Genomic DNA, 18,613 nt, shown 5'->3' with positions numbered 1-18,613 from the left:
GGTGGGAGGGGGCAGGAGAGGCGGATTGTTCAGATTTTGTCCGACAGACGAGCTTAACGCGGTGCGGTGAACGTCCTGGCTGCCGGACGAGGTGGGAAGGATTACGTGGACAGGTCGGGAAGGTGTCCACTCGCGCCGCGGCGACGCGGCGCCGGGCCCCGCCGGCTGCCGGAGACCGGCCCCGGCGCCGGGCGGCAGGGGTGTCCGCCCGCCCGGGGCGGGTGCCGGACGCGCCGGGGTGGACGCCGGCGGGTACGGGAAGGGCCCGGCCCGTGCGCAGACGACGAGGCCGGGCCCTTTCGCGCCGCCGCTAGAGCGACGGGTACAGCGGGAACTTCGCGGCGAGCGCCGAGACGCGCGCCTTGAGGCCCTCGGCGTCGTACGTCGGCTTCAGCGCCTGCGCGATGATCTCGGCGACCTCGGTGAAGGCCTCGGCGTCGAAACCGCGGGTGGCGAGGGCCGGCGTGCCGATCCGCAGACCCGAGGTCACCATCGGCGGCCGCGGGTCGTTCGGGATGGCGTTGCGGTTGACCGTGATGCCGACCTCGTGCAGGCGGTCCTCCGCCTGCTGGCCGTCCAGCTCGGAGTTGCGCAGGTCGACCAGGACCAGGTGCACGTCGGTGCCGCCGGTGAGGACGTCCACGCCCACGGCCTTGACGTCGTCCTGGACCAGGCGGGCGGCGAGGATCTTCGCGCCTTCCAGGGTGCGCTCCTGGCGCTCCTTGAACTCGGGCGAGCCCGCGACCTTGAAGGAGACGGCCTTGGCCGCGATCACGTGCTCCAGCGGACCGCCCTGCTGGCCGGGGAAGACCGCAGAGTTGATCTTCTTGGCCAGTTCCTGCGTCGACAGGATGACACCGCCGCGCGGACCGCCGAGGGTCTTGTGCGTGGTGGTGGTGACGACGTGGGCGTGCGGCACCGGGTTCGGGTGCAGGCCCGCGGCGACCAGACCGGCGAAGTGCGCCATGTCGACCATCAGGTAGGCGCCGACCTCGTCCGCGATGCGGCGGAAGGCGGCGAAGTCCAGCTGGCGCGGGTAGGCGGACCAGCCGGCGACGATCAGCTGCGGCTTGGACTCCTTGGCGAGGCGCTCGACCTCGGCCATGTCCACCTGGCCGGACTCGTCCACGTGGTAGGGGACCACGTTGTAGAGCTTGCCGGAGAAGTTGATCTTCATGCCGTGGGTCAGGTGACCGCCGTGGGCCAGGTTCAGGCCCATGATCGTGTCGCCCGGCTTGAGCAGCGCGAACATCGCGGCGGCGTTCGCCTGCGCACCGGAGTGCGGCTGGACGTTCGCGGCCTCGGCGCCGAACAGCGCCTTGATGCGGTCGATCGCGATCTGCTCGACCACGTCGACGTGCTCGCAGCCGCCGTAGTAGCGGCGGCCCGGGTAGCCCTCGGCGTACTTGTTGGTGAGGACCGAGCCCTGGGCCTCCATGACGGCGACCGGAGCGAAGTTCTCCGACGCGATCATCTCCAGGGTGGACTGCTGGCGCACGAGCTCCGCGTCGACGGCTGCGGCGACGTCGGGGTCGAGCTCGTGGAGAGGGGTGTTCAGTACGGACATCAGGATCCCCTGGGGTCAGTTACCGGCGGTGAGCTTGGTGTACTCCTCGAAGGAGAGCGCGTCCTTGGGCTCCTCGGAGAGGCGGACCTTGAACAGCCAGCCGCCCTCGAACGGGGCGGTGTTCACGAGCGCCGGGTCGTCGACGACGTCCTGGTTGGCCTCGACGATCTCGCCGGAGACCGGGGAGTACAGGTCGCTGACCGACTTGGTCGACTCCAGCTCGCCGCAGGTCTCGCCCTCGGTCACGGTGTCGCCGACCTCGGGGAGCTGGGCGTAGACGACGTCACCGAGCGCGTTGGCCGCGAACTCCGTGATACCGACCGTCGCGACGCCGTCCACGACGTCCGACAGCCACTCGTGCTCCTTGGTGTAACGCAGCTTCTCGGGGTTGCTCATGGCCTGATTCTCCTGGATGCGGGGGAGTGGATACGAACTGCGGTCTTGGGTACTGAGACGACGCCGTACGGCTGCCCGGACGGCGGACGTCGTGCGCGGAGGGCTACTTCTGCCGCTTGTAGAACGGCAGCGCGACGACCTCGTACGGCTCATGCGTACCGCGAATGTCGACGCCGACGCCGGAGGTGCCGGGCGCGGCGTGCTCCGCGTCCACGTACGCCATCGCGATCGGCTTGCCCAGCGTCGGGGACGGGGCGCCCGAGGTGACCTCGCCGATGACCTTGCCGTCGGCGACGACGGGGAAGCCGGCGCGCGGGACGCGGCGGCCCTCGGCGATCAGGCCGACCAGCTTGCGCGGGGCCTGGTCGGCGGCCTTCTCGGCGGCGGCCTCCAGGGCGGCGCGGCCGACGAAGTCCCCCTCCTTCTCGAACTTCACGACCCGGCCCAGACCCGCGTCGAACGGGGTCAGGGAGGTGGTCAGCTCGTGCCCGTACAGCGGCATGCCCGCCTCCAGGCGCAGGGTGTCGCGGCAGGACAGGCCGGCCGGAACCAGGCCGACGCCCTCGCCGGCCTTGGTCAGCGCCTGCCACAGCTCCACGGCGTGCTCGGGGGCGACGAACAGCTCGAAGCCGTCCTCGCCGGTGTAGCCGGTGCGTGCGATCAGCGCGGGCACGCCCGCGACGGTGCCCGGCAGGCCCGCGTAGTACTTCAGGCCGTCGAGGTCGGCGTCGGTGAGCGACGCCAGGATGCCGGGGGACTCCGGACCCTGCACGGCGATCAGCGCGTACGCGTCGCGGTCGTCGCGGACCTCGGTGTCGAAGCCGGCGGCACGCTCGGTCAGGGCGTCGAGGACGACCTGGGCGTTGGAGGCGTTGGCGACGACCATGTACTCGGTCTCGCCGAGGCGGTAGACGATCAGGTCGTCGACGATCCCGCCGTCCTCCTGGCAGATGTGCGTGTAGCGGGCACGGCCGACACCGACGGTGGAGATGTTGCCGACCAGCGCGTAGTCCAGGGCCTTGACGGCCTCCGGGCCGGTCAGCGTGATCTCGCCCATGTGCGACAGGTCGAAGAGGCCGGCCTTGGTGCGTACGGCGTTGTGCTCGTCGCGCTCGCTGGCGTACCGCAGCGGCATGTCCCAGCCCGCGAAATCGGTCATGGTCGCACCGAGCGAACGGTGCAGCGCATCGAGGGCGGTCAGGCGGGGGGCAGTGCTCATGGGTGTGGCTCCCGGGTCCCAGGGCATCGACATGACATGACGAGGGCGTTCCTCCCCATCTGTCATCGGAACCTGAGAGGTTCGCCGAGAGTTCCGCCGATCGTCCGATCGCCGGTCTCCCCGACTTGCACCTTGGGTGGAGCTGGCGCGCAGCTCGCTTTTCAGATCTGCCTCATCCACGCGGTACGGGGCCTGAGAGATTCAAGGGAGGTTCTTGCTCCTTCGGCGCCCGGCACGGCCTCGCGGCCTGCCGGGACTCTCCCGCGCGGATTCAAGCGGCCGGTATGCAGTTGGTCCAGATGGCGCACATCATTGCACGGCATGCTCGGGATCGGGGGTGGGGGTCCGAAAGTTCGTACGCCCCTCCGAAGGGCCGAGTGGAACCGTGGATGCCGGATTACCGTCTCTTTACACTCGGTGGGAAGGGTCCCGGTGGCCCGACGCGGGGGGAAGGCGAGCACTGTGCGGAGATTCGGAGTGGTGACGGCGACGGGAGCCGTCGAAGCGGTGCCGGCCCAGCGGCGCGGCGCGCGCGAGCGCGGGAGGGCTGCCGACGGCGGCCTCGGCCCCGTGCGCGACCTGCGCGGCCCCGCACTGCGCGGACCCCGGCGGCTCGGCTTCGCCGAGGGCGACATCGTCGTGGTCTCCGGGCTGCCCGGCGGCGGCAAGAGCACGCTGATCAAGCGAGCCGCGCCGGATGGCGGCGCCGTCGACTCCCAGGACACCCGTGAACGCTGGGAGCGCCGGATGCCCGCCCGGCTGCCCTACGCCGTGTACCGCCCGCTGGTACGCGCCGCGCACTACTGGGGGCTGTACCGGATCCTGCGCTCCGGCGACTCCGTCGTCGTCCACGACTGCGGCACCCAGAGCTGGGTGCGCGCCCTGCTCTCCGCGGCCGCGCGCCGCCGGGGCCGGTCGCTGCACCTCGTCCTCCTGGACAGCAGCCCCGAGGAGGCGCTCTCCGGCCAGGCCGCGCGGGGCCGGGGGGTGTCCGCCTACGCCTTCGCCCGCCACCGCGGCGCCGTGGGCCGCCTGCTGCGCGACGCCGAGGCGGGCCGCCCGCCCGCCGGCTGCGCCTCCGCGACCCTGCTGGACCGCCGCTCGGCCGCCGCCGTGACGGGGATCGGCTTCCACGGCTGACCGCCGGGCCGGGCCGACCCGGATCCCCGGCGGCGGTGCCCGCCCCGCGGCCGGTACCCTGCGGGGCGACACGCGCGGGACCGCACGTGCGGGACCAGACAGGGGCAGGGGCAGATGCAGGGCAGCGGCTGGCCGGAAAATGAGCTGGAGCAGGTGCTCGGGGCGGCGCTCGGGCAGCCGGACGCCGGCGGCCGGATCCTGGAGGTGCTCGGGCGCAGCAGGGTGTGGGTGCCCCTGCCGGGCGGCGGCGGCCCCGACACGGCCGGTCTGGACCTGCCCACCATGGACATCGGCGGGGCGGCGTACGTCCCGGTCTACAGCTCCGAGGCCCAGTTCCTCGCCTGTGTCGGCCCCGGCATGGACTTCGCGGTGGCCCCGGCGGTCGAGTTCGCCCGGGGGCTGCCCCCGCAGCTCGGCATCGCGGTCAATCCGGAGGGCGCCGTCGGCGTCCCGCTGCCCCCGCCCGCCGTCGCCGAGCTCTGCCGTGCGGGCCGCAGCCCGCTCGACGGCTCCGCGACCGGCGGCCGCGTACGGCTCTTCGAGCCCGACTGGCAGGAGGACCCGGTGGACTTCCTGGCTGCCGCCGGCGAGGAGTTCCGCGCCACCGGAGTGGTCGCGGCGGCGCACCGCTGCCTCGCCAGCGTCGAGGGCGGGGCACCGGAACTCTTCGTCGGTGTCCGCCTGGCGGGATGGGAGCCACAGATGCGGGAGGCGCCGATGGAGGCGCTCGGACGCGCCCTGGCGCGCGTTCCGGCGCCGTGGCCCGTGCAACTGATCCTCCTGGACGCGGCCCAGGACCCGGTCACGGACTGGATTCGTGAGCGCGTACGCCCCTTCTACCTCGCGTAGGGCCGCTTAAGCTGGTTACATCTCCCGGCCGCACGCATGAGCGCTGGCCCGGGTAAGGCACGCGTGGAGCGACGGGCGGACGAAGAGGGGTACCGGGTGAGTGCGTCAGGCACGGCCGCGGCCGGGCAGGTCGAGCACATGATGCGCCAGGTGACTCCCGGGCGCTACGAGAGCTACGAGTCACTGCTGCGGGCCCTGTCCGAGGGCCGGCTGTGGATGCTGCTGTGGCAGGGGCAGCCGGGGTCCCCGGACGCCCAGTACGGCGGCATGGAGGTCGAGGGGCTCGGCTACGCCCCCTGCGTCACCTCCCCCCAGGAACTGGCCGCGAGCGGCTGGAACCGGGGCTACGAGGTGGTCACGGGGCGGGACATCGCCCGCGCCCTCTACCCGGACCGCTGGGGTCTGTGGCTCAACCCGCATGCCCAGGGCGGCGGCCTCGGCGTGCCCTGGGCCGACCTGCGCCGCATCGCGACCGGCCTGGACCGGATGCCCGCGGGCCCGCTGCGGCTGTCCGAGCCCAGCATCGAACTGCCCCAGTTCTACGGCCTGCTGACCCAGCACGCGCACCGCACACCGGCCGTGCGGTCGCTGCGCCGCGCCTGGGTGCAGCCGGCACTCGGGTCGCCTTACCTCGCCGTCGGGCTCGACCTGTACGACGCCTCCGCGCCCGCGCTGGAATCCGTACGGGAAATGATGCGCCAGTCGGTCGGGGCGGTGCCCGAGGGCGTCCCGGTGTGCACCGTCGCGCTGGGCGACGAGCACGACCCCGTGGCGATGTGGCTGCGGGCGCAGACCCGGCCCTTCTACGACCGCGAGGGCCAGGCCCCGGCGTACTGACCCGGCCCGCCCCCAGGAGTCCGCGCGGACCCGCGGGGGCTCCTGGCGCGAATTCCGCATATCGAGACGTCCATCTCGAAGGCCGCACCGGTCCCATCGGTGCGGCCTTCGGCGTATCCGCTGAATAGGCCCAGGATTCACGTCTGAAAGGGCAGTTGGGCCTGATGTCCGTTCCGCGCCGAACGCGCGGTGTTTCACCGCTCAACAGGCCTGGCGGTTCGGATAGCGGAAGGTGTAAGCCCAGATCACGGTTGCGCATCACATCCCCGGGGGGTCTGGCGGGCGGTTGAGAGCGCGTTGAAGACTCCCCCCACCGAAGGCCGGTCCATCTCACGAACACCGGCTCTTCACGTGCACTTCCGGCACATTTTCTCGCCAATCGCACCACCAGCGACGCCGATTGAACCAAGCCGCCACAGCGGCGGGCATGGGCCGGCCACCGTCGGCCGAGAGGGGTCCCCACCACGATGACGGCACCACTGCACGACACCAACGCGGCCGAGTCCGCGGCCGTGGCCACCCCCGACGTTCCGCAGAAGGCGATCGAGGGCCGCTCGCTCGGCCGGATCGCGTGGACCAGACTCAAGCGCGACAAGGTGGCGATGGCCGGCGGCGCGGTCGTGCTGCTCCTCGTGGTGCTGGCCGCGCTGTCGCAGCCGATCCAGTGGGTGTTCGGCCTGGACCCGGACGCGCTGCACCAGGACCTCATCGACCCCTCCCTGGCCACTCCGATCGGCTCCTTCGGCGGTATCAGCTGGGAGCACCCCCTCGGCGTGGAGCCGAAGTTCGGCCGCGACATCGCCACCCGCATCCTGGAAGGCTCCTGGGTCTCCCTGCTGGTCGCCTTCGGGTCGACCCTCCTCTCGGTGCTGATCGGCTCGGTGCTGGGCGTCGTCGCCGGGTACTACGGAGGCTGGGCCGACACGGTGATCAGCCGCATGATGGACACCTTCCTCGCCTTCCCGCTGCTGCTCTTCGCGATCTCCATCTCGGCCGCCCTCCAGGGCGGGGCCTTCGGGCTGGAGGGACTGCCGCTGCACATCGGCGTGCTGATCTTCGTGATCGGCTTCTTCGGCTGGCCCTACATCGGGCGCATCGTGCGCGGCCAGACGCTGTCGCTGCGCGAGCGGGAGTTCGTCGACGCGGCCCGCAGCCTCGGCGCCCGCGGCCCCTTCATCGTCTTCCGGGAGCTGCTGCCCAATCTGGTGGCGCCGATCCTCGTCTACGCCACCCTGCTCATCCCGACCAACATCCTCTTCGAGGCCTCTCTGAGCTTCCTCGGCGTGGGTATCCAGCCACCGCAGGCCTCGTGGGGCGGAATGCTCAGCTCCGCCGTGGACTACTACAAGGTCGACCCGATGTTCATGGTCGTCCCGGGCACGGCGATCTTCCTCACCGTGCTCGCCTTCAACCTCCTCGGCGACGGCCTGCGCGACGCCCTGGACCCCAAGAGCTCGCGCTGATCCGCCCGTCTCCCGGGCATCCGGCCGAGGCACCGCCCGTACCACCACCACTCCGAATCAGGGGGCATCACTCCGTCATGAGAAGCAGGTCGAGAAAAGCCGCGGTGCTTGCCGCCGCCATCACCGTCGCCCTCACCGCCTCCGCCTGCAATGGTGGTGACAAGACCGCCGGCGACGACAAGTCGGCCGGATCCAACGCCGCCGTCAAGGGCGTGGTCAACGCCTCCGACAAGCAGGGCGGAACGCTCGTCTACGAGGCGTCCGACACCCCCGACTCCTTCGACCCCGGCAACACCTACTACGGCTTCGTCTTCAACTTCAGCCGCCTGTACGCCCGTCCGCTGACCACCTTCGCTCCCGGCGCCGGAGCCGAGGGCAACAAGGTCGTCCCGGACCTCGCCGAGAGCCTCGGCACCCCCAGTGACGGCGGTGCCACCTGGACGTACAAGATTCGCAAGGGTGTGAAGTACAGCGACGGTACGGAGATCACCTCCAAGGACGTCAAGTACGCCGTCGAGCGGAGCAACTTCGCCCGTGACGTGCACTCCAACGGCCCGAACTACCTCGCGCAGTACCTCAAGGACAACGAGACCCCCTACGAGGGCCCGTACAAGGACAAGTCCGACACGGGGCTGCAGTCCATCGAGACCCCCGACGACCAGACGATCGTCTTCAAGCTGAAGCAGCCCTTCGCCGAGTTCGACTACCTGCTGGCGAACCCGCAGTCGGCCCCCGTGCCGAAGGCCAAGGACAACGGCGCGGACTATGTGAAGAACATCGTCTCCTCGGGCTCGTACATGTTCGAGAGCTACGAGCACGACAAGCAGGCGGTCCTGGTCCGCAACCCCAACTGGGACGCCTCCACGGACCCGCTGCGCAAGCAGCTCCCGGAGAAGATCGTCGTCAAGCTGAAGGTCAACCAGGAGACGATCGACTCCAACCTGAAGGCCGGCAACACCCACATCGACATCGTCGGCAACGGTGTGGCCCAGCAGACCCAGACCGAGCTGCTGACCTCGAAGGACCCCAACACCGACAACGCCGAGGGCGGTCGCCTGGTCTACATGGCGATGAACACCAAGGTGGCGCCCTTCGACAACGTGGAGTGCCGCAAGGCGGTCCAGTACGCGATCGACAAGGTGTCGGTGCAGACCGCGTTCGGCGGTCCCACCCGCGGCGCCATCGCCAGCACCGTCCTGCCGACCGACATCCCGGGGCACGTGGACTTCAACACCTACGAGACCCCCGACAACAAGGGCGACGAGGCCAAGTCCAAGGCCGCGCTGACCGCCTGCGGACAGCCGAACGGCTTCGAGACCACCATCACCGCGCGCAACGACCGCGCCGGCGAGGTCGACATGGCCACGGCCATCCAGGCGTCCCTGAAGAAGGTCGGGATCAACGTCAAGATCCAGCAGTTCCCGGCCGGCAAGTACTTCAGCGACTACGCGGGCGTCCCGAAGTTCACCGAGGACAACAAGATCGGCCTCATGATGATGCAGTGGGGCGCCGACTGGCCGAGCGGCTTCGGCTTCCTCCAGCAGGTCGTACACGGTGACGCGATCAGCAAGACCGGTAACACCAACCTGTCGCAGCTGAACGACCCCGAGATCAACAAGATGCTGAACGACAACATCGCCAACACCGACGCCGCCGCGCGCGAGAAGGTCTACGGCGAGATCGACAAGAAGGTCATGGACCAGGCGGTCATCGTGCCCCTGACCTACTTCAAGGTCCTGCACTACCGCTCGCCCAAGCTCACCAACGTGGTCTCCAACCCGGCGTGGAGCGGTCAGTACGACTACCTCAACATCGGCCTGAAGTAAACCCGGACGCCAAGTCCTCAGGCAGTTCGACCCTCTCAGCCAGATCTGCCAGAACCGTGGAAGGCAGGTGAAGGCAGCAGTGCGCGCGCCGGTCCGTACCGCCCCCCGACCGGGGGCGGTACGGACCGGCGGACGCCGAAGCCGACCCCCGTGTTTGTGTACATCGTCCGGCGGCTGTTCGCCGCGGTGTTCCTGCTGCTCGTTGTCAGCGCGATCACCTTCGCGATCTTCTTCCTGCTGCCCCGGCTGGCCGGCGGCACGGCCGACTCGCTGGCCACGCAGTACGTGGGCAAGAACCCCTCGCCCGAGTCCATCGCCGCGGTCAAGAAGAACCTCGGCTTCGACCAACCCCTGTACGCGCAGTACTGGGAGTTCCTGAGGGGCATCTTCGCGGGCCGCGAGTTCAACTACGGCCCCAGCCCCTCGCAGTGCAACGCCCCCTGCCTGGGCTACTCCTTCAAGGACCACGTCGAGGTCTGGCCCGACATCGTGAGCCGGTTGCCCGTCACCGCCTCCCTCACCCTGGGGGCGGCCGCCATCTGGCTGGTCACCGGTGTCACCACGGGCGTGGTGTCGGCCCTGCGGCCCGGCTCGCTCTTCGACCGGCTCGCGATGGGCGTGGCCCTCGCCGGCGTCTCCCTGCCGATGTTCTTCACCGGCACCCTCGCGCTGGCCGTCTTCGTCTTCAACTGGCCGGTGTTCACCAACGTCTACGTGGACTTCTCCGACGACCCGGCCGCCTGGGTCCAGGGACTGGTCCTGCCCTGGTGCACGCTGGCCTTCCTCTACTCCGCGCTCTACGCACGGCTCACCCGGGCCGGAATGCTGGAGACCATGAGCGAGGACTACATCCGCACCGCCCGGGCCAAGGGCCTGCGCGAGCGGGTGGTCGTCACCCGCCACGGACTGCGCTCCGCGCTGACCCCGATCGTGACCATCTTCGGCATGGACTTCGGGCTGCTCCTCGGCGGCGCGATCGTCACCGAGACGGTCTTCTCGTACCACGGCGTCGGCGAGTACGCCTACCAGGCGATCGCGGTCAACGACCTGCCGAAGATCCTCGGCGTGACCCTGTTCGCCGCCTTCTTCATCGTGTTCTGCAACCTGGTGGTCGACCTCGTCTACGCCATCATCGACCCGAGGGTGAGGCTGTCGTGACCGACCCGACTCAGAAGGGGAAGGGCGTCAGCGCCGACGCCCGTACCGCGGACGCCGCCTCCACCGGCACGGCCCTCTCGGCGGATCCGGTCGCAGGCCGTCCCGCCGAGGCCTTCCTCGACGTCCGCGACCTCAAGGTGCACTTCCCCACCGACGACGGAGTCGTCAAATCGGTGGACGGGCTCTCCTTCCAGTTGGAGAAGGGACAGACCCTCGGCATCGTGGGCGAGTCCGGCTCCGGCAAGTCGGTCACCTCGCTGGCCGTCATGGGCCTGCACCGGGCGGGCAACGCCGACCGCTCCAGCGTCGAGATGTCGGGCGAGATCTGGCTCGGGGGCAGGGAACTGCTGACGGCCGATCCCGAGGAGGTGCGCAGGCTGCGGGGCCGCGACATGGCGATGATCTTCCAGGACCCGCTGAGCGCGCTGCACCCCTACTACACGATCGGCTCCCAGATTGTGGAGGCGTACCGCGTCCACAACGACGTGGACAAGAAGACGGCGCGCAAGCGGGCCGTGGAGATGCTCGACCGGGTGGGCATCCCCGAGCCCGGCAAGCGCGTCGACGACTATCCGCACCAGTTCTCCGGCGGTATGCGCCAGCGCGCGATGATCGCGATGTCGCTGGTCAACAATCCTGACCTGCTGATCGCGGATGAGCCGACCACGGCGCTGGACGTCACCGTGCAGGCGCAGATCCTGGACCTGATCCGCGATCTGCAGAAGGAGTTCGGCTCCGCCGTCATCATGATCACGCACGACCTCGGCGTCGTCGCGGAGATGGCCGACGAGATCCTCGTGATGTACGGCGGCCGGTGCGTCGAGCGGGGCACCGCCGAGAAGGTGTTCTACGAGCCCCGCCACCCCTACACCTGGGGCCTGCTGGGCTCGATGCCGCGCATCGACCGCGAGCAGAGCGAGCGCCTCATCCCGGTCAAGGGCTCCCCGCCCAGCCTCATCAACATCCCCGACGGCTGCGCCTTCAACCCGCGCTGCCCGTACGCCGACGTGCCCAAGGGCAACGTGACGCGTACGGTCCGGCCCGAGCTCACCCAGGACGACAGCCGCCACTGGTCCGCCTGCCACATGCCGCAGGACGAGCGGACCCGGATCTGGACCGAAGAGATTGCGCCGAAGCTGTGACCGAGACGCCTGACACGAAGAAGCCGGAAGCGGTGGTCATTCCCGCGCAGGCCACGGACTCGCCCGAAGTCCTGCTCAAGGTCACCGGCCTGGCGAAGCACTTCCCGATCACCAAGGGGCTGATCCGGCGCCAGGTGGGCGCGGTCAAGGCCGTCGACGGACTCGACTTCGACGTCCGGCGCGGGGAGACCCTCGGCGTCGTCGGCGAGTCCGGCTGCGGAAAGTCGACCATGGGCCGGCTGATCACGCGGCTGCTCGAACCGAGCGGCGGCACGATCGAGTTCGAGGGCAAGGACATCACGCACCTCGGGGTGGCGGGCATGCGCCCGCTGCGCCGCGACGTGCAGATGATCTTCCAGGACCCCTATGGCTCGCTGAACCCGCGCCACACGGTGGGCACCATCGTGAGCGCCCCGTTCAAGCTCCAGAACGTCGTCCCGGAGGGCGGGCTCAAGGCGGAGGTCCAGCGGCTGCTGTCGCTCGTCGGCCTCAACCCCGAGCACTACAACCGCTACCCGCACGAGTTCTCGGGCGGCCAGCGCCAGCGCATCGGCATCGCGCGGGCCCTGGCGCTGAAGCCGAAGCTGGTGGTCGCGGACGAGCCCGTCTCGGCGCTCGACGTCTCGATCCAGGCCCAGGTGGTCAACCTGCTGGACGACCTCCAGAAGGAGCTCGGCCTCACCTATGTGATCATCGCGCACGACCTGTCGGTCATCCGCCACGTGTCGGACCGCATCGCGGTGATGTACCTCGGCAAGATCGTCGAGCTCGCCGACAACGCGTCCCTGTACGGGGAGCCGATGCACCCGTACACGGCGGCCCTGATGTCGGCCGTGCCGGTGCCGGACCCGAGGCGGCGCGGCGCAAGGAGCGGGCGCATCCTGCTCAAGGGAGACGTGCCGTCCCCGATCTCGCCGCCGAGCGGCTGCCGCTTCCACACGCGGTGCTGGAAGGCGACGCAGATCTGCGCCACCCAGGAGCCGCCGCTGCTCGCGCTGAAGACGGGGCACCAGGTGGCTTGCCACCACCCGGAGAACGCCCCCGACCAGGCTCCGGGCGACACGCCCCTCCCGGGTGCGGCGGACGCGGTGACGACGGCTTCGCAGTAGGCCGCCCCGGCCGTGCCGGGGGCTGTCCCCGGCACGGCCGGCGCGCCGCCGGGGACAGCCGCCCCGGCCGTGGCCCCGGGCGCGGTGCGTCGTGGCGGATCCCCGGCCAGGCCGGCGCCCCGCCGCGGCAGGCGGAGCCCGGTTGTCCGGCGGCCGCCGCGGGGCCCGCCACCTGGGCGGGAGCCGGGGGTGACGCGTCACCCGGGCGGGAGCCGAGGGGCGACAATGGCCCGGTGCTCCACGATCTCTTCCCGCCCGGGGTCCAGCATGCGCTGGACCTCGCCGGCATCTTCGTCTTCGCCACCGCGGGTGCCCTGCTCGCCGTCCGCAAGAACTTCGACGTCTTCGGCATCGCCGTGCTCGCCCTCGTCACCGCCCTCGGCGGGGGCCTCTTCCGCGACCTGGTCATCGGTGCCGTCCCGCCGGCCGCCTTCGGTGAGCTCAGCTTCTTCGTCACCCCGCTGATCGCCGCCGCGATCGTTTTCTTCCTGCACCCCGAGGTTCAGCGGATCAACCGGGCGATCAACGTCTTCGACGCCGCCGGCCTCGCACTGTTCTGTGTGACCGGCACGACCAAGGCCTACGAGTACGGCCTCGGCCTGACCGCGTCCGCGGCGCTGGGCCTGGCCACGGCCGTCGGCGGCGGCGTACTGCGCGACGTGCTGGTCAACGAGGTGCCCTCGCTGCTGCGCGACCGCGAGATGTACGCCGTGCCCGCCACCGTGGGTGCCGCGATGGTCGCCGTCTCCATCGCCCTGGACTCGCTCAACGCCGTCACCACCGGCCTGGCGATCGTGACCACCTTCGTCCTGAGGCTCCTCGCCATGCGCTACCACTGGCGGGCGCCGCTGGCCTGGAACCGCCGCTCCTCGGTGGCCGAAGAGCCGTAGCAAGAGAAAGCTACCGCTTAGTAGTAAGCAGGTGTACCGTCGTTCCATGTCATATGCAGCTGCCCAGGCATCCATCGGCGACAGCGAGTTCGACCGCGACACCGCCATCACCGAGCGCGCCGGCGAGCCCGGCGTGTACGACGCGGAGCTCTCCGCCGGCTGGACGATCATCGCCGCTGTCAACGGCGGCTACCTGCTGGCCCTGGTCGGCCGGGCCCTGTCGGCGGCCCTCCCGCACCCGGACCCCTTCACGGTCTCCGCGCACTACCTGACGTCCTCCGTGCCCGGCCCGGCCGTGATCCGCACCGAGGTCGTCCGAGTCGGCCGTACCCTCTCCACCGGCCAGGCCTCGCTCTTCCAGTACGACGAGCACGGCAACGAGGTCGAGCGCATCCGCGTCCTCGCCTCGTACGGCGACCTCGCGTCCCTGCCGGACGACGTGCGGACCGTCGCCGAGCCGCCGCTCATGCCCTCCTACGAGAACTGCATCGGCCCCGAGGCCGGCCCCGCGCCGATCCCCGGCAGCTCCGCCATCGTGGACCGGCTCCGGCTCCGGCTCGACCCGGCGACGGCGGGCTGGGCCGTCGGCGCCCCCTCCGGCAAGGGGGAGATGCGGGCCTGGTTCGAGCTGGCCGACGGCCGCGACGCCGACCCGCTGTCCATGCTCCTCGCGGTGGACGCACTGCCGCCGACCGCCTTCGACCTCGGCCTGGTGGCCTGGACCCCGACCGTGGAGCTCACCACGCACATCCGCCGCCGCCCGGCCCCCGGCCCGCTGCGGATCTCCATCACCACCCGCAACCTGGCCGGCGGCTTCCTGGAGGAGGACGCCGAGGTCTGGGACTCCACCGACCACCTGGTCGCCCAGTCCCGCCAGCTGGCACGGGCCCTGCGCATGTGACGCCCGGCGCACGGCGCGGCGCCCGGCCGGGAGGTCGCGGGGCGGGTATGAGCCCCCGCGGCCCGGCCGGATCGGGTCCCGCCGGGCGGAGGGCCGCAGGCGGGCCCCTAGAATCGGGGGATCATGGCCTACCTCGACCACGCCGCCACCACCCCCATGCTGCCGGAGGCCGCCGCGGCGATGACCGCGCAGTTCGCCGCCACGGGGAACGCCTCGTCCTTGCACGCCGCCGGCCGCCGGGCCCGCCGTACCGTCGAGGAGGCCCGCGAGGCCTTCGCCGAGGCGATCGGCGCACGCCCCAGCGAGGTGGTCTTCACCGCGGGCGGCACGGAAGCCGACAACCTCGCCGTCAAGGGCCTCTACTGGGCCCGGCGCGACGCCGACCCCGCCCGCACCCGGGTCATCGCCAGCCCCGTCGAGCACCACGCCGTCCTCGACGCCGTGCACTGGCTCGCCGAGCACGAGGGCGCCGAGGTCGACTACCTGCCCGTGGACCGCTACGGGCGCGTGCACCCCGACGCCTTCCGCGAAGCCGTCGAGCGCAACCCCGGCGACATCGCCCTGGCCACCGTCATGTGGGCCAACAACGAGATCGGCACCGTCATGCCGGTCCGTGAACTGGCCGACACCGCCCGCGAGGCCGGCATCCCGCTGCACTCCGACGCCGTCCAGGCCTTCGGGCAGCTCGATGTCCACTTCGGCGACAGCGGCCTCGCCGCCATGACCGTCAGCGGTCACAAGATCGGCGGCCCCTACGGCATCGGAGCGCTGCTCCTCGGCCGCGACCAGAGTCCCGTACCCGTCCTGCACGGCGGCGGGCAGGAACGGCACGTCCGCTCCGGCACCCTCGACGTTCCCGCCATCGCCGCCTTCGCGGTGGCCGCCGTCGTCGCCGCCGAGCGGCGGGAGCGGTTCGCCGCCGAGGTCGGCGCCCTGCGCGACGACCTGGTGGCCGCGGTCCTCGCGGCCGTGCCCGACGCCGTCCTCGGAGGAGACCCCGACGAGCGGCTTCCGGCCAACGCGCACTTCAGCTTCCCCGGCTGTGAGGGCGACTCCCTGCTGCTCCTGCTCGACGCCCAGGGCATCGAGTGCTCCACCGGATCGGCGTGCACCGCGGGCGTGGCCCAGCCGAGCCATGTCCTGCTGGCAGCCGGCACCGATCCTCGGCTGGCCCGCGGCACCCTGCGTTTCTCCCTCGGCCACACCTCCACCAAGGAGGACGTCGCCGCCCTGGCCGCGGCCATCGGTCCCGCGGTGGAGCGCGCCCGGACGGCCGGTCTCAGCTGATCGCGGGGAGGCTCAGGCCGGAGCGGCCAGGGCCTCCCGAACCATGCGCAGGTAGCGGTCCCAGTCCCAGTGCCCGCCCGGATCCGTGTGATCGGCGCCGGGCACCTCGGAGTGCCCGACGATGTGCTTGCGGTCCGCCGGGAAGTCGTAGCGGCGGCAGATGTCGGCGGCCAGCCGGGCCGAAGCCGCGTACAGGGCGTCCGTGAAGTCCTCCGGCCGGTCCACGAAACCGACGTGCTCGATGCCGACGCTGCGCTCGTTCATCGACCGGTTGCCCGCGTGGAAGGCCACGTCCAACTCGCGCACCATCTGCTCCACATGCCCGTCTCCCCGGACTATGTAGTGCGCCGAAGCCTTGTGCCACGGATTCTTGAAGGCGTCCACCGAGGACTGGAAGCCGCCCTGTGTGACGTGCACGACGATCCGGTCCACCCGGTAGTCGTCGGGCCGGTCGGCCATCCGCCAGTTCGCCGGCGAGGCGGCCGTCCAGCCCGCCCCCGCGTGGTCGATCTCGCCCTCCTTGCGCGGCTTGGCCACTCCCGGCAGCAGCCACCACGCGCGGCGGATCTCCTCCCGGCCGGCGACCGCCCCCGCGGAGACGATGCCCAGCCCGCCGAGCAGCACCGCCCGGCGCGTCCGCCCCGACTTCGATCTCTTGTTCCCCTGCTCGGCCATGTGATCCACCCCCTGTAGCCGATAACGCGCTGTGACCCCGCTCGGTTCCCCCGTACCCTGGACGGTGCTATGACTGAGAACCTGCCGCGCACCGACCGCCCCCTTCGCGTCCTGGCCGCCATGTCCGGCGGAGTGGACTCCGCCGTCGCAGCCGCCCGCGCCGTCGAAGCCGGGCACGACGTGACCGGCGTCCACCTCGCGCTCTCCGCGAACCCGCAGTCCTTCCGGACCGGAGCCCGTGGCTGCTGCACCATCGAGGACTCCCGCGACGCCCGCCGTGCCGCGGACGTCATCGGTATCCCCTTCTACGTCTGGGACCTCGCCGAGCGCTTCCGCGAGGACGTCGTCGAGGACTTCATCTCCGAGTACGAGGCCGGGCGCACCCCGAACCCCTGCCTGCGCTGCAACGAGAAGATCAAGTTCGCCGCGCTGCTCGACAAGGCCCTCGCCCTCGGCTTCGACGCCGTCTGCACCGGTCACTACGCCACCGTCGTGCTGAAGGAGGACGGCTCCCGCGAGCTGCACCGCGCCTCCGACATGGCCAAGGACCAGTCCTACGTCCTCGGCGTCCTCGACGACAAGCAGCTCGCCCACGCCCTCTTCCCGCTCGGCGACACCCTCACCACCAAGGAAGAGATCCGGGCCGAGGCAGAGGAGCGGGGGCTGGCCGTCGCGAAGAAGCCCGACAGCCACGACATCTGCTTCATCGCCGACGGAGACACCCAGGGCTTCCTCGCCGGCCGCCTCGGCAAGGCCGAGGGCGACATCGTCGACGGGGCCACCGGCGAGAAGGTCGGCACGCACGACGGCGCCTTCGGCTTCACCATCGGCCAGCGCAAGGGCCTGCGGATCGGCCACCCGGCCCCCGACGGCAAGCCGCGCTACGTGCTCGACATCTCCCCGGTGAACAACACCGTCACCGTCGGACCCGTCGAGGCCCTCGACGTCAGCGCCCTCACCGCGATCCGCCCCCGCTGGTGCGGGGCCGAGGCGGCCGCCCCGGGCACCTACACCGCCCAGCTGCGCGCCCACGGCGGAGAGACCGAGGTCTTCGCCGAGGTGGTGGACGGCGAGTTGCGCGTCTCCTTCGCCGAGCCCGTCCGCGGCGTGGCCCCCGGCCAGGCGATCGTGCTCTACGACGGCACCCGCGTGGTCGGCTCCGCCACCATCGCGACGACGACGCGGGCCGCGGCCGCCGTCTGACGGACCGGCTCAGACCACCGTCAGGACGATCTTGCCGGTGGTGCGGCCCTGCTCGCCGATCTCGTGGGCCTTCGCGGCCTGCTCCAGCGGGAGCACCGTCTCGATCAGCGGCTTCAGCAGGCCCCGGTCCGCGAGGTCTGCGATCGCCTCCAAGCCCTTCAGGTCCGGGTCGACCAGCACCCAGGCCGCGTTCACCCCGTCGGCGCCCGCCGGGACGGAGTCCGGGCCGGGCAGCGAGATCAGGTGGCCGCCGGCCTTGAGGACCTTCAGGCTGCGCTCGGCGGTGTCGCCGCCCAGCGCGTCCAGCACGACGTCGACGTCCGAGACCGCCCCGGCGAAGTCCACCGAGCGGTAGTCGATCAGCTCGTCGGCGCCCAGCCCGCGCAGCACCTCGTGCTTGGCCGCGCTGGCGGTGCCGATCACGTACGCGCCGCGGGCCTTGGCGATCTGCACCGCCAGGTGCCCGACCCCGCCGGCCGCCGCGTGCACGAGCACCCGCTGCCCGGCCGTGACGCCGGCGGTGTCCACCAGTGCCTGCCACGCGGTGAGCGCCGCCAGCGGCAGCGCCGCCGCCTGCACGTGGTCGAGGGAGCCGGGCTTGCGGGCGAAGTGTCGCGCCGGCGCCGCCACGTACTGCGCGTAGCCCCCCGCCTGGCGCGGGAAGTGCGGCATGCCGTACACCTCGTCGCCCGGGGCGTACAGGGTCACGCCAGGGCCGACGGCCTCGACGGTGCCGGACACGTCCCAGCCCACGACCGGGGTCTCGCCCCAGGTGATCAGGGCGCCGCTCGCGCGGGTCTTCCAGTCGACCGGGTTGACGCCCGCCGCGTGGACCCGGACGAGGACCTCGCCCAGACCGGGCTCCGGCCGCTCGATTTCCCGCTCGACCAGGTTCTCCGGGCCGCCCCACTTGTCGACGACGATCGCGCGCATCTCAGTCCGCCTCATTCC

The 18,613-nt window shown here is 71.3% G+C and carries 17 protein-coding genes and 1 riboswitch; of the genes, 12 read left to right on the top strand and 5 right to left on the bottom strand.

Features of this window, described 5'->3' with window-relative positions:
- Positions 1-310 precede the first annotated feature (310 nt).
- The 3 genes from glyA to gcvT form a co-directional block, all read right to left on the bottom strand.
- The gene (gene glyA / locus AW27_RS09585; protein WP_037928070.1) at positions 311-1,567 is read right to left on the bottom strand and encodes a serine hydroxymethyltransferase; all 1,257 of its coding nucleotides are present in this window, start codon (positions 1,565-1,567) and stop codon (positions 311-313) included.
- Positions 1,568-1,582: 15 nt separating this feature from the next.
- Complete coding sequence (gcvH, locus tag AW27_RS09580; protein ID WP_030846773.1) at positions 1,583-1,963, bottom strand: glycine cleavage system protein GcvH; 381 nt, start codon at positions 1,961-1,963, stop codon at positions 1,583-1,585.
- A 103-nt stretch (positions 1,964-2,066) separates the two neighbouring features.
- Complete coding sequence (gene gcvT, locus AW27_RS09575) at positions 2,067-3,182, bottom strand: glycine cleavage system aminomethyltransferase GcvT (protein ID WP_037928072.1); 1,116 nt, start codon at positions 3,180-3,182, stop codon at positions 2,067-2,069.
- A gap of 171 nt (positions 3,183-3,353) precedes the next feature.
- Positions 3,354-3,456, bottom strand: a riboswitch (glycine riboswitch).
- A 188-nt stretch (positions 3,457-3,644) separates the two neighbouring features.
- On the opposite strand from gcvT, the gene AW27_RS09570 reads away from it, so the two are divergent.
- From AW27_RS09570 to AW27_RS09520, 11 genes are all read left to right on the top strand, one after another.
- Positions 3,645-4,322, top strand: coding sequence for an AAA family ATPase (locus AW27_RS09570; RefSeq protein ID WP_052031257.1), 678 nt, complete (start codon positions 3,645-3,647; stop codon positions 4,320-4,322).
- 114 nt (positions 4,323-4,436) lie between these two features.
- A complete protein-coding gene (locus AW27_RS09565; RefSeq protein ID WP_037928076.1) occupies positions 4,437-5,171 on the top strand; it encodes an enhanced serine sensitivity protein SseB in 735 nt (244 codons plus the stop codon).
- Between the two features lie 96 nt (positions 5,172-5,267).
- Positions 5,268-6,008, top strand: coding sequence for an enhanced serine sensitivity protein SseB C-terminal domain-containing protein (locus AW27_RS09560; RefSeq protein ID WP_037928675.1), 741 nt, complete (start codon positions 5,268-5,270; stop codon positions 6,006-6,008).
- Between the two features lie 467 nt (positions 6,009-6,475).
- Positions 6,476-7,471, top strand: a complete 996-nt coding sequence (locus AW27_RS09555; RefSeq protein WP_037928079.1) for an ABC transporter permease — start codon at positions 6,476-6,478, stop codon at positions 7,469-7,471.
- A 77-nt stretch (positions 7,472-7,548) separates the two neighbouring features.
- Positions 7,549-9,297: an ABC transporter substrate-binding protein gene (locus tag AW27_RS09550; RefSeq protein ID WP_078557015.1), complete on the top strand. Its 1,749-nt coding sequence runs from the start codon at positions 7,549-7,551 to the stop codon at positions 9,295-9,297.
- Between the two features lie 150 nt (positions 9,298-9,447).
- Positions 9,448-10,455 (top strand): ABC transporter permease, encoded by a 1,008-nt coding sequence (locus AW27_RS09545; RefSeq protein WP_037928087.1) that lies wholly within the window; start codon positions 9,448-9,450, stop codon positions 10,453-10,455.
- Positions 10,452-11,597 carry an ABC transporter ATP-binding protein gene (locus AW27_RS09540; protein ID WP_052031258.1) on the top strand — a complete coding sequence of 382 codons (1,146 nt, stop codon included), beginning with the start codon at positions 10,452-10,454 and terminating at the stop codon, positions 11,595-11,597. The genes AW27_RS09545 and AW27_RS09540 overlap by 4 nt, the downstream gene beginning before the upstream one ends.
- Before the next feature lie 32 nt (positions 11,598-11,629).
- Positions 11,630-12,706, top strand: coding sequence for an ABC transporter ATP-binding protein (locus tag AW27_RS09535; RefSeq protein WP_037928683.1), 1,077 nt, complete (start codon positions 11,630-11,632; stop codon positions 12,704-12,706).
- Positions 12,707-12,939: 233 nt separating this feature from the next.
- Positions 12,940-13,596 (top strand): trimeric intracellular cation channel family protein, encoded by a 657-nt coding sequence (locus AW27_RS09530; protein WP_030826581.1) that lies wholly within the window; start codon positions 12,940-12,942, stop codon positions 13,594-13,596.
- A 46-nt stretch (positions 13,597-13,642) separates the two neighbouring features.
- Positions 13,643-14,497 carry a thioesterase family protein gene (locus AW27_RS09525; protein WP_037928093.1) on the top strand — a complete coding sequence of 285 codons (855 nt, stop codon included), beginning with the start codon at positions 13,643-13,645 and terminating at the stop codon, positions 14,495-14,497.
- Positions 14,498-14,620: 123 nt separating this feature from the next.
- Complete coding sequence (locus AW27_RS09520; protein WP_037928096.1) at positions 14,621-15,784, top strand: cysteine desulfurase family protein; 1,164 nt, start codon at positions 14,621-14,623, stop codon at positions 15,782-15,784.
- 12 nt (positions 15,785-15,796) lie between these two features.
- Here the strand turns inward: AW27_RS09520 and AW27_RS09515 are convergent, their stop codons facing one another.
- Positions 15,797-16,459 (bottom strand): N-acetylmuramoyl-L-alanine amidase, encoded by a 663-nt coding sequence (locus tag AW27_RS09515; protein ID WP_037928099.1) that lies wholly within the window; start codon positions 16,457-16,459, stop codon positions 15,797-15,799.
- 69 nt (positions 16,460-16,528) lie between these two features.
- Here AW27_RS09515 and mnmA point away from each other — a divergent pair, with 69 nt between their 5' ends.
- The gene (gene mnmA / locus AW27_RS09510; RefSeq protein ID WP_037928102.1) at positions 16,529-17,662 is read left to right on the top strand and encodes a tRNA 2-thiouridine(34) synthase MnmA; all 1,134 of its coding nucleotides are present in this window, start codon (positions 16,529-16,531) and stop codon (positions 17,660-17,662) included.
- A gap of 9 nt (positions 17,663-17,671) precedes the next feature.
- On the opposite strand, the gene AW27_RS09505 is transcribed toward mnmA, so the two are convergent.
- Positions 17,672-18,595, bottom strand: coding sequence for an NADP-dependent oxidoreductase (locus AW27_RS09505; RefSeq protein ID WP_037928108.1), 924 nt, complete (start codon positions 18,593-18,595; stop codon positions 17,672-17,674).
- Positions 18,596-18,613 lie beyond the last annotated feature (18 nt).

This window comes from Streptomyces sp. PCS3-D2, assembly GCF_000612545.2.
Taxonomy (GTDB): Bacteria; Actinomycetota; Actinomycetes; order Streptomycetales; family Streptomycetaceae; genus Streptomyces.
The sequence above is the reverse complement of the archived record's forward strand: the minus strand, read 5'-3'. Positions and strand labels throughout refer to the sequence as shown.